The organism is Thalassotalea litorea, from assembly GCF_043642205.1.
GTDB lineage: Bacteria > Pseudomonadota > Gammaproteobacteria > Enterobacterales > Alteromonadaceae > Thalassotalea_A > Thalassotalea_A litorea.
Window position 1 is genome coordinate 249858 of record NZ_JBHZSG010000001.1, and the last position, 14274, is coordinate 264131.

The window sequence follows — 14274 nt, forward strand, 5'->3', positions numbered from 1 at the left end:
ACAAGGGCCGCTTCGTAGCGTTGTTTGTAGAGCTACTATCCCAGTCTCGATGGTGCCATTAATCTTTGTACCAGGAACCATCACTTTTTTTCACAAACCAGGGGCGTGAATACCAATAATAACGTCCCGGATTCGCGATACTCAAAGCGGTACAGTTAGCCCGCACTCTGCCGCTAGGTAAAGGATTTTTAATGAGTAAATTAAAACTTTTGTTATCTTTTGCCCAGGCAATATCCACTTGCCCTTGCCCCGAAACGAAACAATTCATTCCCGAGCGATAGAAATCTTCAACCGACAATGCAATGTGTGTATCCAATTGCTCCAGGCTTGTGTTGGGTTCCACAATCGTAATGCTACGCTGGCTTTGCGCAGCGACATTAAATGGAAGGGCATTGAGCTTAGTCGCCAGGGGTTTTATTTTGTCATAAGGCTGTGAAGCCGGAAACCTTGGTACTGCGGTCAAATCAGTATTGACACCGACAGCGCCGGATTGTTGGGTAAACACCACATAACCTAAGGCCTGCAACGTTTGTTGAATATCGGCAGTATATTCACCATAAGGCAAGGCGAAATATTTCCAGCTTTGCCCGAGCTTATCGGCTAGAATGTTTTCAGATTGCTGCAATTCATCAATTTTTTGCGCAGCCCAGCTTGTAGCTGACACCCCTTTAGGGGTTTTGATCAACGAATCATGATGCAAACCATGATTGGCAATTAGCACGCCATCTTCGGACATTTTTTGCAATTGTTCCCAGGTTAAATAGCCGGATTTGTTCTTTGCCACTTTGCCTGGGTTAATGAAGAGGGTGTAGGGGTAATTAAACGCCTTAAGTATGGGGTGGGCCTGTTCAAAAATATCCGTATAACCATCATCAAACGTGATCACCACAGACTTATCAGCCACCGCTTTACCGGCTTTGAGGCTTTCTATCAATTGATTTAAAGGGATAACCGTAAATTCATTTTCTCGCAGATACGTTAAATGTTTTTTAAATTGTTCCGGCGACAGTGATGTGCTCGCAGGTGTTTCGGTGCTGACGTGATGATAGACCAGAATCACAGCGCCCAGGACCCGACCTGGAGATAAGGTTATTAGTAAAATTGCCAGCAGACACAACGCCTTTGTATAAGGGTAGGTTGATTTTAAAATTGTCATGCAAACCTCTTTTGGGGTGGCTAATTTAATCCCGATGATCAACCAAGTCGTGTTATTATTCAAGGAGTTAATTTATAAAGTAAGGCACCTAATTGACTGTGACTTCAGTTCAGGAACGGCGACAGACTGAGCGTAAGGCATTATTTGCTTTGGCCATCCCAATGATCCTTTCTAATATTACCGTGCCCTTATTGGGTTTGGTTGACACCGGAGTAATTGGTCACTTACCTGAGCCTTACTTTCTCGGTGCGACCGCCGTTGGTGCTATGATCATCACCTTCATCACTTGGTTTTGTGGTTTTTTACGGATGTCGACAACTGGCCTGGTCGCCCAGGCCTACGGTAGTGAAGATAAGACCCAGATGTTTCTGGTATTTAGCCGGGGATTATTAGTCGCACTCGTTATTGGCCTGGCGTTAGTCATTTTTCAGGTCCCTTACATCAAATTTTCTTTAGCCTTAGCTGGTGGTAGTGAGCAAATCCAGTTTTATGCTGAGCAATATGCCAGCGTTCGGATCTGGGGATTTCCAGCATCTTTGTGCAATTTAGTTATCCTGGGTTGGTTACTCGGTATGCATAAAGCCAGATATGCCATGTGGTTAATCATTATTACCAACCTGGTGAACCTGTGTCTGGATCTGCTGTTTGTGCTGGGCTTTGAATGGCAGATATTGGGCATTGCCTGGGCGACGCTGATTGCCGAATATTCCAGCTTCGCGTTAGGGTTGTATTTTGTGCACCGCACCATAGGGTTAAAACGACAACAACGCGAAGAAATTTGGCACGGTTTAAAGCAACACCTATTAGATAAGGCGCAATTAATCCCCTTTGTAAAATTGAACCGGGATATTGTCATTCGCACCCTGTGTCTGGAAATCTGCTTTGTTTTTATCACCTTTCAGGGCGCGCGCTTAGGTGATACTGTGGTCGCCGCCAATGCCATTTTATTAAACTTTTTATTGCTGATCTCCTTTGGTCTTGATGGTATCGCCTATGGCGCTGAGGCTCGCGTTGGCAGAGCCAAGGGAGCCAGGGATAACAAGGCGTTGGCGCTTTCGGTCAATACAGCACTGGTGTTTAATGCCTTATTTGCACTGTGTTATAGCTTACTATTTTTATTTCTCGGCCATTGGTTTATCACTTTATTAACCAATATCGAAGCGGTTATCGAATATGCCGATAGATTCCTCCCCTGGATGATTGCCTTACCGATGTTAAGTTGCTGGTGTTATCTATATGATGGAATTTATATTGGCTTAACTCAGGCCAAAGCCATGCGAAACTCAATGATAATCGCAACCTTTGGCTGTTTTTTCCCAGCATGGTGGTTATTACAAGATTATGGCAATCATGGCTTGTGGGCCGCATTCTGTATTTTTATGATCAGTCGCGGTGTGACTTTGGGATTACATTATCATCGTAATTATCACAAATTTATTTAACCGGGCGCAGCGCCTAAGAGAAGTTAGTTAATGGCAAATATCACCACATGGCTTAACCCTACATTATTCATCGTTGCCGCCGTAATGTTGGTTGGCGTTTTTGTGTTAAACCATGTGTTTAAATATCCCAGAAACATCTGGGTACTTGTGGTTTCCCAACCTTTGCTTTTGTGTATTTCACCTACCATGACGTTTATCTCCGGCCTGTTGGCAACAAGAATTGCACCGCAGCCGACGCTGGCCACCTTGCCGTTAACCATGATGATTGTCGGATTGGCGCTTTCTACGTTATTAGCTGCGCGCCTGAGTGCTAAATTTGGCCGCAAAAAGGCCACCAACATCGGTTATTTAATTGCACTGTTTGGTGCGTTTTTAGCGATGTACGCTGCTAAATATGAAAATTTCAACGTATTAATTTCCGCGAGCTTATGTTTTGGCTCTAGCCTGGCATTTTCTCAACAGCTCAGGTTTGCGGCGCTGGAAAGCGTATCCGAAAATGACGGCCCACGGGTAATATCGGCCCTGATGCTATCGGGGATCGCGGCGGCGATGATCGGGCCTGAAGTTGCCTTGATGAGTAAAGACTGGTTGCCTTCTCAGGGCACCTATGTGGGGTCGTTCGTCGCTTTAGCAGGATTAATTATGGTGAGTATGGCAATCTTCCAAGGGTTTACTAACCCTGACGTTGCACCAGTTAAAAGTGTTGAAAAAAGTGGTCGGCGATTAACAGCCATAATGGCTCAGCCAGTATTTCTTATCGCAGTATGTTCTGCAGCCATTGGCTATGGCGTAATGAGCTTGTTGATGACTGCGACACCATTGAGTATGCATGATGTTCATGGTCATAGCCTTGGTGATACCAAATGGGTTATTCAAAGCCATATTGCCGCTATGTTCTTGCCATCATTATTTACCGGCAGTCTGATCAAACGGTTTGGTGCTGGAAATATTTTGATTGCCGGGTCTATCGTCATGGCGCTGGTATTGATTATTGCATTGCAGGGACAACAGGTGATTCATTATTGGTGGGCCTTAGTCCTGCTCGGTATTGGCTGGAACTTTTTGTTTATCACCGGCACCGTTATTTTGCCACAAAGCTACCAGCACAATGAGCGCTTCAAGGTGCAGGCTGTCAACGATTTTGGTGTTTTTACCGTACAGGCAATGGGTTCCCTGCTCGCAGGTTATCTGCTCTTTTCCAGTAGCTGGACAACATTGATAATCATTGCCTCACCGTTTGTTGCGATAATGTTTATAATCAGCATCATTCAGTACCGCATCGATAACGCCAAAGTTGCGGTGACAGCGCCTGAGTCAGGGATACATTAACCAACCGCAAGCGGAACGTTAAACACGCCCTGACGGTTTCAGATGGGCGTTACGGCTGTCATCATTATTGGGCGCCTTCATTGCATTCGCCGCGAATACTTAAAAATTCACGGCTAAGATTTTGTTCAAAGATCATATATCCTTGCTGACAATACCCTGTATCTAGCATCACCTGCGCTAGCTGGGTATTGAGTAATTTTTGCATGTTTTCCGTCTCGCCAGCGCTTGCCATTCCACCACCACCTTTGCGACTACCTTTACCTTTTCGACCTTCAGGCCTTGTGGTTTTTGTTGTATCGCCAGTACGCTGTTGCGTTTGTTGCCCTGCATGTTTTTCAGCAGGTGTATGATACAGTTCAATCGATAACTCAAAACGCTTGGAACCATCATCGCTGATATTGGTGATAAAGTTATGATTGATGGCCTGAGGTTTGCTGGTACATGCGATCAGGGTAAGTATGGTGACCATGGAAACGGTGCGGAGATTGTTTGGTTTCATTGCGTGTTACGTGAAAGTGTTGGTTAGAGGCTCAGCATACAGGATGCGATCGGTCAGGTCTGTCAATGAAGCGTAAAGAATAATCATACCAATCACAAACCCTGGGGAAAAAAAAACCGGCCTGGGCCGGTTTCTTAAAGGATTTAAGCATTATGTGCTTAAGGGCGCGTGTATTGCACGGGTTTGTCAGATGTTAAACTCAAATAACGATCACGCAGTTTTGTCTGACGGGATTCAAGTTTCACTTCTTCACCATTGATAATCACGTTTGTTGGCGCATGCATCACCTCTAGCGGATCACCTGACCAAACAACCACATCGGCGGTCATTCCGGCTTTTAGGCTGCCATGACTCTCTTCAAGGCCATAGATTTTAGCAACGGAAGAGGTTAGTGACGCCAGACCAGCCTGATAAGGCATACCATTGGCAACAGCATTCCCCGCATTTTGCGCTGCAAGGCGGATATTGTGAGTATTGATACCAATCGCAACATTGACACCTGCCTCATTTAAGCGACCCGCGTTTGCTAGCGTAGAAGCATTCTGCTCAAAGCTGTAGGGCAGATTTGATTCTGGATTCAATATGACCGAAAAACCGGCTTTGCCAATTTCATCAGCTACGCGCCAACCTTCAGCAGCACCTACTAAGGTGATATTCAAAGCAGAAAATTCTTCTTGCAAAGCAATAACCTGGCGAATATCGGTGGCGCGATGCGCGATAACCAATAGTGGCATATCACCTTTTACCACCGGCACTAACGCCTGCACATCAGCCACGGGTAATCCATGCCATTCAGTTTGTGGAGTAAAGCGGATGTTCTGTGCGTATTGCGCCTGCTTCAACGCATCGCGAAGTTCAACCCATAAAGCGGCGCGACTACCACCGGCTTTGCTGGCACCACTTTCACTTACGTCCACTACCATAAACGCACGGGCTTTGGTTACTGGCGTTTGATCATTACCCAAAGTAACAATCGCACCCTGACCTTTGAAAATCGTCGCGGTTTGTGAAACGGCACTGGCAACGCTGGTAAAACCTTCGATACGCGTAATGTCACGTAAGCTGGTATCAGGAGTGATGGCATAAGAGGCATCTAACGCCGCACTGATGTTTGCTTTACCCGCATTGGCATCAACACCTGAGCCATAAGACGGTACTTCCATTAAACCAAGTGAGGTAAACGCACCGATAAATCCTGGAGTTACCACTTTCCCTTTCGCATCGATTACCCGATAGTCACCCGAAACCGTTACGTCTTTGCCAACTTTAACAATTTTGTCGTTTTCGATAAGGATCGTGGCTTTTTCCAACGTACCGGTTGAGGTCATGGTATGTACTTTACCATTGACGATAGCGATATTTTCAGCCGCGACACCTGTGCTGACACACAGGCCTGCGGCGATGATTGATGCAATTAATGACTTGTTCATTTGTGATCTCCTTCGCCTGCCTGTCCTAATTCAAAGTCACTGATCGCCCAGCTTTGTGGATTGTTGCGATCAAACGCCAAGCCACCATCGATGTAAACTAATTCAGCTTGCGCATAGGTTGAGAAAGGATCCGCGGACCATAAAACCACATCGGCATTTTTACCCACTTCTAAAGAACCGGTTTTATCGAAAATACCTAACGATTTTGCAGGGTTTGCCGATAACCAGGTCCAGGCCTTGGCTTTCGAAATATCGATACCAGCACGTTGACCATCAGATAACGCTTTAGCCGCTTCCTGATTCAAACGCTGGATGCCCTGATCAGAATCTGAGTGAACGATGGCGCAGGCATTAGCTTGTTCAACCATAGGAATATTCTCACGAATACCGTCATAGGCTTCCATTTTAAAGCCCCACCAGTCAGCCCACATCGCTGAACAAATGTTATTTTCCGCTAATTTATCGGCAATCTTGTAAGCTTCAACACCGTGTTGAAAACTGGTAATTTGGTAATCGAATTCTTTCATTACATCGATCATTACCACCATTTCATCGGCACGATAGCAATGCATGTGCACCAGGATATCGCCATCGAGCACACCGGCTAACGTATCTTTCGCCAGATCACGTTTTGGTGCTTTAGGATCTTTTCCAGCTTCGTAATCGTCGTAGTACTTTTCCCATTGCTCTTTGTAAGCCTTGGCATCAATCCAGGCCTGGCGATAACCGGCAACATTACCCATACGGGTCATGGGTCCACCTTTTTTACCGTAAACTCGTTTTGGATTTTCACCACAGGCCATTTTTAAGCCATAGGGCGCTTCTGGAAATTTCATGTCTTGGATCGTACGATTCGGTAAGTTTTTTACCGTAACACTGCGACCACCAACCAGGTTAGCGCTGCCTGGTAAAATTTGCATAGACGTAACGCCACCGGCTAGTGCGCGGCGAAAGCCTGGATCCTGTGGCCAGATAGAATGCTCTGCCCAAACGGCGGCAGTCACTGGCTTGGTCATTTCATTACCGTCAGAATGTGCGTGCGCGTCGGGTGTGGCATAAACGCCAAGATGAGAATGCGCATCAACAATACCTGGTGTAACCCACTTGCCTTTACCGTCAACAACCTTAGTGTTTTCTGGCGCACTGATGTCATTACCCACAGCTTTGATTTTGCCATCTTCCAGTAATATCGAAGCGTTCTCAAGTTGACCTCCCAGACCATCAAGCAAAGTCACATTTGTGATCAATGTGGTTTGTGCAGGTAAGGGCTTATAAGTACTTGGAAAAGGGTCTTTGTTGATTTCGACCAGGGCGTCCTGTTCTTTCGAGTCTTTTTTCTCTGCTTCGCCACATCCCGCAAGGGTAGCTAGTGCCAGCAATGAGACTCCAGTGAACAACGCCTTGTTGAGCGTTTTATTAATCATAGTTTCTCTTACGTTATTAAAATATTTTTAAGATTAGCCGAACCATGCTATCAGTGCGACTGTAAATTGTCATGGTTGTTAGTCGGGAAAATCAGGCGGTTGGACTTTATAGCCTGATTACATTCAATAAATGGAGTTGATGCCAAATTGGCTCGGCGCATTACGTCGCGTTATACGAAGGTAAAGGCTATGGCAGAAGTCAGCAATTAACCGGTTCTAATGACACAAGATACGTGGGCTTTTTCTGTGCCTTGAACGCTAAAACGGTCACCTGCCAGCTGAAATTGTCGCACCGCGATTGCAGTAATGTCCGCTAGAAATTTCCCGGTGTCGTCGCGCTGACGATCTTACACACTTTCTTGTATGGGTTACGAAAACGGTGCGGTTGGTTATTATCAAAATAGTAGCTGTCGTTCTTGCCAAGAATATACACGTCATTGCCGATGGTCAGTTCAATTTTACCTTCAACAATGTATCCGCCTTCTTCAGCGTCATTTTGCAGCATTTCTTCGCCGGTATCGGAATTTGGCGGGTAGGTTTCGATCAGAAACGTCATTTGCCGCCTTGGAAATGCTTTACCCACCAAGCTCATTAGGATATCACCGGTTCCTATTTCCATTAGTTCATCACTGTTATAGACAACTTGTTGCGTTTTTTGGGCATTGACATCTTCAGCGAAAAAATCCACCAAAGAAATCGGGATCCCGTTCAATACTTTTTTTAATGAACTGATGGATGGACTGACGCTATTTTTTTCAATCATGGAAATGGTACTGTTTGTGACACCCGCACGTTTGGCCAGTTCCCGTTGCGACAGATTGTTTTGCACACGCACGGCTTTTAATCTTTCACCAACGTCCATTTCACTTCCTTTTTTTGCTCGTAGGGCTACTAACCGGTCAACTTACATCTAATATATCGGTGTAAAAAAAATAAAGCAATTGTGTTCAATATTTCAGGAGTTGTTGTTCTATCATTGGTGAGAAAAACACCATGCTTTTAGTCGATGTTCATCGCATACTTAGGTACTATCGTTGAATATAGTTTACGTAAGTGATTGTTAAAACGAACATCTGGCAAAGCAACAAGGTGAGACAAACAATGGCGATATATAGCAATGGTGATGCAAATTCTTACTATCAACACAGTAAGAATTTCGCCATAAACTTTCCAAAATTAGAGCATAGTCTGGACGTTGATGTCTGTATTATTGGCGGCGGATTTACCGGCGTTGCCAGTGCTATCGAGCTCAGCGAACGCGGCTATTCAGTCGCATTGCTCGAAGCACATACTATTGGTTGGGGTGCCTCTGGACGAAATGGTGGGCAACTGATCCGTGGTATTGGTCATGACCTATCTAAGTTTCATTCGCAAATCGGCGAGCAGGGGGTGGCGTTGATCGAACAGTTGGGGGTTGAATCCTTGCAGGTGGTGAAGGATCGCATTAATAAATACAATATCGATTGTGACTTCAAGCTGGGTTACTGCGATATTGCCAATCACCCCAAACACATTAAATACCTGCAGCAAAGCTACGAGCAATTACAACAAAGTGGCTATCCCCATTCCCTGAGTTTGCTCGATGAACGTCAGGTACAGCAGCAGGTTATCGGGTCGAAAACGGCGCTTGCCGGTCTGGTCGATATGGGCAGTGGCCACTTACATCCGTTAAACTTGTGTCTTGGCGAGGCGATCGCGGCACAACAAAACGGCGCTCAGATTTTTGAACAGTCACCGGTTAAATCAGTGCGCTTCGGTGATACCCATCAAATTCGTACCGCGCAGGGCCACGTCAATGCCAAGACACTGATTTACGGGTGCAACGCCTATTTGCATGATCTCGAGCCGAAACTTACCGGCAAAGTGCTACCTGCCGGCAGCTATATTATTGCAACGGAACAGCTTGCGCCTGATCTTGTTGAGCAGTTACTCCCCAGTGATTATGCGATTTGTGATCAACGTGTCGATCTCGACTACTTCCGATTATCTGCCGATAACCGTATGTTATTTGGCGGCCTTTGTCATTATTCAGGGCGGGATCCACACAGTATCGAAGCCGTACTCAGACCGAAAATGACTCAGGTTTTCCCGCAATTGGCGCAAGCAAAAATTGAATTTCAGTGGGGCGGCATGATAGGGATTGGTGCAAATCGATTGCCGCAAATCGGGCGGCTGCAACACAATGTTTATTATGCCCAGGGGTATGCTGGCCATGGCATTAACGTCACCCATATGGCAGCAAAACTAATCGCACAACACATTCATGGCGAATCGCAACGTATGCAGGTATTCGAGCAGGTAAAACATATGCGATTTTTAGGGGGCAAGTATTTACGTTCGCCATTACTCGCGCTAGGAATGATGTATCACAAAATGTTCGGTTAACGCTTTCTGAGCAATAACCAACAAAAGCTTAAGTACAAAAATACGCACAACAATAACAATAAGGAACAAAGGATGAGAACGAGCATAGTTATAGCCGGTTTATGGACGCTACTCGCCGGTTGCAGTCAATCGGATAGCGAGCCACAGTCAACAATGATTGCCGATAGAGTCTTTATTGGCGAGCATATCTATACGGTTGATGAACAAAATGCCTGGGCGCAGAGCATTGCCGTTAAAGATGGCAAGATAATTTTCGTTGGTGATAAGCAAAACGTCGAAAATTACATTGGCGAAACTACCGCCGTACAACAACTTGGCGACAATATGCTGTTACCCGGGTTTATCGACTCGCATGCGCATCCGGTAATGGGGGGCGCGTATATACGCAGTTTGTCTTTGGATACCTTTGCAGGCCCAGAACGTTGGTATCAGCAAATTGAGGAATATTCGCAGCAGCACAAGGATGATGAGATTTTATTTGGATATGGTTTTCTTGCCAGTGCGTTTGGCTCTGATGGCCCATCAAAGCGCCGCCTTGATGAGATTGTTGCCGACAAACCCATATTGATTTTGGATGAAGGATTTCATGGCGGATGGGTCAACTCAAAAGCGTTGGAGGTTTTAGGTATCGACGCTAATACGCCGGATCCAGTTCCGGGATTTAGCTACTACAAACGTGATGTTAATAATCAGCCTACAGGATATCTTCTCGAAGATACGGCGATGGATGCGGTCGCGAAACTGGGCATTATTACCGCCGACAGCGTCGCGTTAGGAACCGGCGATGTGATTGACATTATGAACAGTTACGGCATCACCTCCGTTTTTGATGCTGGCGCCATGGATGTCGATAATGTGCAGTTATCTGTTCTGGAAAACCTTGCCCAGAATCAGCAGTTAACAGTGCGCTATATCGGTTCTCATATGATTAACTCGCAGGAACATTTTGCCACAGGTGTGGATAGAGCGATTGCAAAGCGTTCGCAATCGCAAGGTGATGGTTATCACATTAACATGCTGAAAATTATGAATGATGGCACTATCGAGGGAAAGACCGCTGCCATGCATGAAGATTATCAGGGAGAACCCGGTAATCGTGGTGAAACCGTGTTTAGTGAACCGCAAATGGTGCAATTACTGTCTCAGGCAACAGAGGCAGAAATGGATGTGCATATTCATGCGTTAGGGGAGCGGGCAATTACTCAGGCTCTCAATGCGATTGAAACCGTAAAGCACGCGTTTCCTCGGCACCGTAACCGTTTTACAATTTGCCATGTTCAGGTGATGACCGATGCGGATGTTGAACGTTTTGCAAGTTTAGGGGTTATCGCTCAAAGCACGCCTTTGTGGGCTTCCTATGATGAATATGGTAAAGAATTTGTCAGCAACGACCAGTTTAATCGCTATTTTCGTTACAATAGTTTGAGCAAAGCCGGTGTTACATTATCGTTTGGCAGTGATTTTCCTGCCAGTGGCGCGGGAAGTCTTGGTATGTCACCGATTTTTAATATGGAAATTGGTCACACTCGCAAAAATCCGGGAGAGCCCGATGCCAAAATTCAACCGAATAAAAATGAAAGCCTGGATATTGCCAGTTTGATCAAAGGCTATACCCTGGGTTCCGCATTTCAGTTAAATATGGAAACCCAAATTGGTTCATTAGAGGTTGGCAAAATGGCAGATTTAGTGATTGTCGATAACAATCTGTTTGATGTTCAAGCGGATAAAATTCATCAGGTAAAAGTGCTGGAAACGATTTTGGCCGGCGAGTCTGTTTTTGTAGCTAAATAAAGTACGCATAGTAAAAAACCCCGAATAATACGGGGTTTTTTAATGTCTTGATAGCAATTATTCGTTAGGGGCATCCGGTGTATCTTGTGCGGTTTCTGCTTGCCACTCAAATACATTCATTTCGATTAGGAAAAATGCTACAAGCCATAAGAATGCATCCCAAAAGTCAATGAAATCGCCTTCAAATCCCCAAAAGATGGCGGCAATCAACAGGATGGAATAAACGATCCCCTTAATTAGATGACTATAGTTTGTCCAAAAGACGCTATTTACCCGTCCAAGTTGAATGCGCACGTCAAGCTCAAGCATAAACACCACAAACAACCAGGCACCGGCATTGATAACATCTACCCAGGCCAATCCTTGTGTCGAGAACATATCATCGCTATTGGTGATCACCTGGATATCAGGATTACTGAACAAGCCTCCTGCGTTGCTAAACGTTTGGCAATTTTCCTGAGTCAAGGGTACATATTCATTCAAGGTGGTCATGTATTGCCAGTTGCCACCTAACGAACACAAGTCGGTAATTGTGGTTACGGAAAAACCATTTAGCAAACCCAGCTTGGTGCAATAGCCATAAAAGGCATAGAGGATAAATAGATAACAGAAAATGCGCACGCCATGTAAAGACCACTTGGTTGCACCATGGATTTTATTGTCTTCCAGAACATAGGTTTCCAGTTCAAACAGCAGCAATAATACTACCCAGGCACCGGTATCTATGGTTGATGAGAATGCTTCAATGATTGAATTAAACGTAAAACCAGAAGAAAAGGTGACTTGCGCGGCGAGTGACTCTTCTTGAAAAAACAACGCTACGTTGTAGGCAAGTAGGCCGTAAACTAAATATTTAAATGCCTGATAACCCCAGGAATGAAAATGTTTAACAATGGTTTTAGTCATATTCTGGTTCCAAGAACTTTCCGCTGCCATGGTTGCGTTTCCTTTATTTATTTTCTTTTTGGAAACGTCCAACAGTGACTGTTGGACGCGGCAATTATCATATCCAAAGGTAATACCAATCACATTAAGTTTGTGCACAACTCAGAGTTAGGGCAGAGGTTCAGTTACAACATAGATTTTATTGATATAGCAATTCTATATTAATGAAATATAGGGTCGTAAATGAGCCTCTGGTAAACTCCCTACGGGTGAGTTTTAAAGGCGTTTATCCTACGTCACTGATTTTGACAATGAAATAACCATTCTCTGCGATCAAAGCCTTGTCTAAAAGCCTTTAAATTCTCACTGAGTGAGCAATAATTTAATGCGATTGGTATAATGTATACCAATTATTTTTATATAGGAGCTAGTCAAAACGCTCAGGAAACGTTGCAAAACTTCCTGAATTCGGATTTAGTACCAACATTTACTGTGCTTGGCTACCCTGTTTAAATTCTAGCCCTTGTTTAAAGTCGTCGGATGACAATTTACTTATCAGAGTCCATCTTACTTATACCATAAAAGTTAGCAGTGTCATCCAGTGTTTTCTTCGCTTTACTTATGAGTTCATCGATCTCATCTTTAGTAATCACCAATGGTGGAGAAATGATCATGGTATCGCCACACGGACGCATAACCAGACCATTAGCAATCGCAAAGTCCCGACAAATGCCACCGGCTTTGCAATCGGCCTCGAGACGCTCGTTGGTCGACTTATCTTTTACCAGCTCAATCGCAGCGACCATGCCAAGTCCTCTGGCTTCACCAACAAGTGGGTGGTCCGCTAATTCTTGCCAGCGCTTTTGTAAATAAGGCGAGATCTCGGTTTTAACACGTTCAACAATGTTTTCCTGCTCGAGGATCTCAATATTTTTAAGCGCTACGGCCGCCGCTACCGGGTGTCCGGAATAGGTAAAACCGTGATTAAAATCGCCACCTTCTTCAATTAATACATCAGCAACCTTGTCGGAAACAATCACACCGCCAATGGGCTGGTAACCTGAGGACATGCCTTTGGCGATGGTAATTAAATCAGGCTTCAGGTCGAAGTACTGGCAGGCAAACCATTCACCCGTGCGGCCAAAACCTGCGATAACTTCATCAAGAATAAATAAGATCTCATATTTAGCTAAAATGCGTTTAATTTCAGTCCAGTAGGTCTTAGGCGGAATGATAACACCACCTGCACCCTGGAAAGGTTCTGCGATAAATGCCGCGATATTTTCTTCGCCAACTTCGAGAATTTTCTGCTCTAATGATTGCGCGGCCTTGATACCAAACTCATCCTCAGACATATCCTGACCTTCGCCAAACCAGTATGGTTGGTCAACATGGACGATGCCGGGAATCGGTAAATCCCCTTGCTTGTGCATATAGTCCATTCCACCAAGGCTTGCTCCCGCTACCGTTGAACCGTGGTAGGCGTTCGTGCGACTAATGAAGGTCTTTTTGTTAGGTTGGCCTTTTAAATCCCAGTAGCGTCTGACCATGCGAAAATTGGTATCATTGGCTTCAGAACCCGAACCGGTAAAAAATACCCGATTCATATGCGCCGGCGCCAATTCGGCAATTTTTGAGGCCAACTTGGTTGTCGGGGTGGTTGTAGTTTGAAAGAACAGATTGTAGTAGGGCAATTGATTCATTTGCTGATGCGCCACGTCCGCTAACTCTTTGCGGCCATAGCCTAAATTAACGCACCACAGACCTGCCATACCATCGAGAAATTTATTGCCATTACTGTCATAAAAGTAAACTCCCTGAGCGCGTTCAATAATTCGCGGTCCGGATTTTGCCAGCGCTTTGTTGTCACTAAAAGGCTGAAGGTGATGGGCGTTGTTTAGTTGTTGTAATTTAGATTGCATAGTGAGTCTCA

General features: G+C 45.0%; 11 protein-coding genes. 4 read left to right on the forward strand and 7 right to left on the reverse strand.

Annotation, left to right across the window (positions count from 1 at the left end):
- Nucleotides 1-58 precede the first annotated feature (58 nt).
- On the reverse strand, nucleotides 59-1156 hold the full coding sequence (locus ACHUFQ_RS01015) for a polysaccharide deacetylase family protein (RefSeq protein ID WP_394172130.1): 1098 nt from the start codon (nucleotides 1154-1156) through the stop codon (nucleotides 59-61).
- Nucleotides 1157-1254: 98 nt separating this feature from the next.
- Between ACHUFQ_RS01015 and ACHUFQ_RS01020 the strand changes: the two genes are divergently transcribed.
- The gene (locus ACHUFQ_RS01020) at nucleotides 1255-2598 is read left to right on the forward strand and encodes an MATE family efflux transporter (RefSeq protein ID WP_394172191.1); all 1344 of its coding nucleotides are present in this window, start codon (nucleotides 1255-1257) and stop codon (nucleotides 2596-2598) included.
- Between the two features lie 30 nt (nucleotides 2599-2628).
- The gene (locus ACHUFQ_RS01025) at nucleotides 2629-3927 is read left to right on the forward strand and encodes an MFS transporter (RefSeq protein ID WP_394172132.1); all 1299 of its coding nucleotides are present in this window, start codon (nucleotides 2629-2631) and stop codon (nucleotides 3925-3927) included.
- A gap of 64 nt (nucleotides 3928-3991) precedes the next feature.
- Here ACHUFQ_RS01025 and ACHUFQ_RS01030 read toward each other — a convergent pair whose 3' ends face one another.
- The 4 genes from ACHUFQ_RS01030 to ACHUFQ_RS01045 form a co-directional block, all read right to left on the reverse strand.
- Nucleotides 3992-4426, reverse strand: coding sequence for a hypothetical protein (locus ACHUFQ_RS01030; RefSeq protein WP_394172134.1), 435 nt, complete (start codon nucleotides 4424-4426; stop codon nucleotides 3992-3994).
- Between the two features lie 158 nt (nucleotides 4427-4584).
- The gene (locus ACHUFQ_RS01035; RefSeq protein ID WP_394172136.1) at nucleotides 4585-5856 is read right to left on the reverse strand and encodes an amidohydrolase family protein; all 1272 of its coding nucleotides are present in this window, start codon (nucleotides 5854-5856) and stop codon (nucleotides 4585-4587) included.
- Nucleotides 5853-7280: an amidohydrolase gene (locus ACHUFQ_RS01040; RefSeq protein WP_394172138.1), complete on the reverse strand. Its 1428-nt coding sequence runs from the start codon at nucleotides 7278-7280 to the stop codon at nucleotides 5853-5855. The genes ACHUFQ_RS01035 and ACHUFQ_RS01040 overlap by 4 nt, the downstream gene beginning before the upstream one ends.
- Nucleotides 7281-7593: 313 nt before the next feature.
- The gene (locus ACHUFQ_RS01045; RefSeq protein WP_394172140.1) at nucleotides 7594-8142 is read right to left on the reverse strand and encodes a cupin domain-containing protein; all 549 of its coding nucleotides are present in this window, start codon (nucleotides 8140-8142) and stop codon (nucleotides 7594-7596) included.
- Between the two features lie 239 nt (nucleotides 8143-8381).
- On the opposite strand from ACHUFQ_RS01045, the gene ACHUFQ_RS01050 reads away from it, so the two are divergent.
- Together ACHUFQ_RS01050 and ACHUFQ_RS01055 are read left to right on the forward strand one after the other, a co-directional pair.
- Nucleotides 8382-9665, forward strand: coding sequence for an NAD(P)/FAD-dependent oxidoreductase (locus tag ACHUFQ_RS01050; RefSeq protein WP_394172142.1), 1284 nt, complete (start codon nucleotides 8382-8384; stop codon nucleotides 9663-9665).
- 72 nt (nucleotides 9666-9737) lie between these two features.
- A complete protein-coding gene (locus tag ACHUFQ_RS01055) occupies nucleotides 9738-11456 on the forward strand; it encodes an amidohydrolase (RefSeq protein ID WP_394172144.1) in 1719 nt (572 codons plus the stop codon).
- A 57-nt stretch (nucleotides 11457-11513) separates the two neighbouring features.
- On the opposite strand, the gene ACHUFQ_RS01060 is transcribed toward ACHUFQ_RS01055, so the two are convergent.
- Nucleotides 11514-12362 (reverse strand): hypothetical protein, encoded by an 849-nt coding sequence (locus ACHUFQ_RS01060; protein WP_138321718.1) that lies wholly within the window; start codon nucleotides 12360-12362, stop codon nucleotides 11514-11516.
- A gap of 527 nt (nucleotides 12363-12889) precedes the next feature.
- The gene (locus ACHUFQ_RS01065; protein ID WP_394172146.1) at nucleotides 12890-14263 is read right to left on the reverse strand and encodes an aspartate aminotransferase family protein; all 1374 of its coding nucleotides are present in this window, start codon (nucleotides 14261-14263) and stop codon (nucleotides 12890-12892) included.
- Between the last annotated feature and the right edge of the window lie 11 nt (nucleotides 14264-14274).

Coding starts and splice junctions, on each gene's coding strand:
- ACHUFQ_RS01060 (WP_138321718.1), bottom strand. CDS start 12,362: ATGACTAAAACCATTGTTAAACATTTTCATTCCTGGGGTTATCAGGCA.
- ACHUFQ_RS01045 (WP_394172140.1), bottom strand. CDS start 8,142: ATGGACGTTGGTGAAAGATTAAAAGCCGTGCGTGTGCAAAACAATCTG.
- ACHUFQ_RS01065 (WP_394172146.1), bottom strand. CDS start 14,263: ATGCAATCTAAATTACAACAACTAAACAACGCCCATCACCTTCAGCCT.
- ACHUFQ_RS01050 (WP_394172142.1), top strand. CDS start 8,382: ATGGCGATATATAGCAATGGTGATGCAAATTCTTACTATCAACACAGT.
- ACHUFQ_RS01030 (WP_394172134.1), bottom strand. CDS start 4,426: ATGAAACCAAACAATCTCCGCACCGTTTCCATGGTCACCATACTTACC.
- ACHUFQ_RS01025 (WP_394172132.1), top strand. CDS start 2,629: ATGGCAAATATCACCACATGGCTTAACCCTACATTATTCATCGTTGCC.
- ACHUFQ_RS01015 (WP_394172130.1), bottom strand. CDS start 1,156: ATGACAATTTTAAAATCAACCTACCCTTATACAAAGGCGTTGTGTCTG.
- ACHUFQ_RS01035 (WP_394172136.1), bottom strand. CDS start 5,856: ATGAACAAGTCATTAATTGCATCAATCATCGCCGCAGGCCTGTGTGTC.
- ACHUFQ_RS01040 (WP_394172138.1), bottom strand. CDS start 7,280: ATGATTAATAAAACGCTCAACAAGGCGTTGTTCACTGGAGTCTCATTG.
- ACHUFQ_RS01055 (WP_394172144.1), top strand. CDS start 9,738: ATGAGAACGAGCATAGTTATAGCCGGTTTATGGACGCTACTCGCCGGT.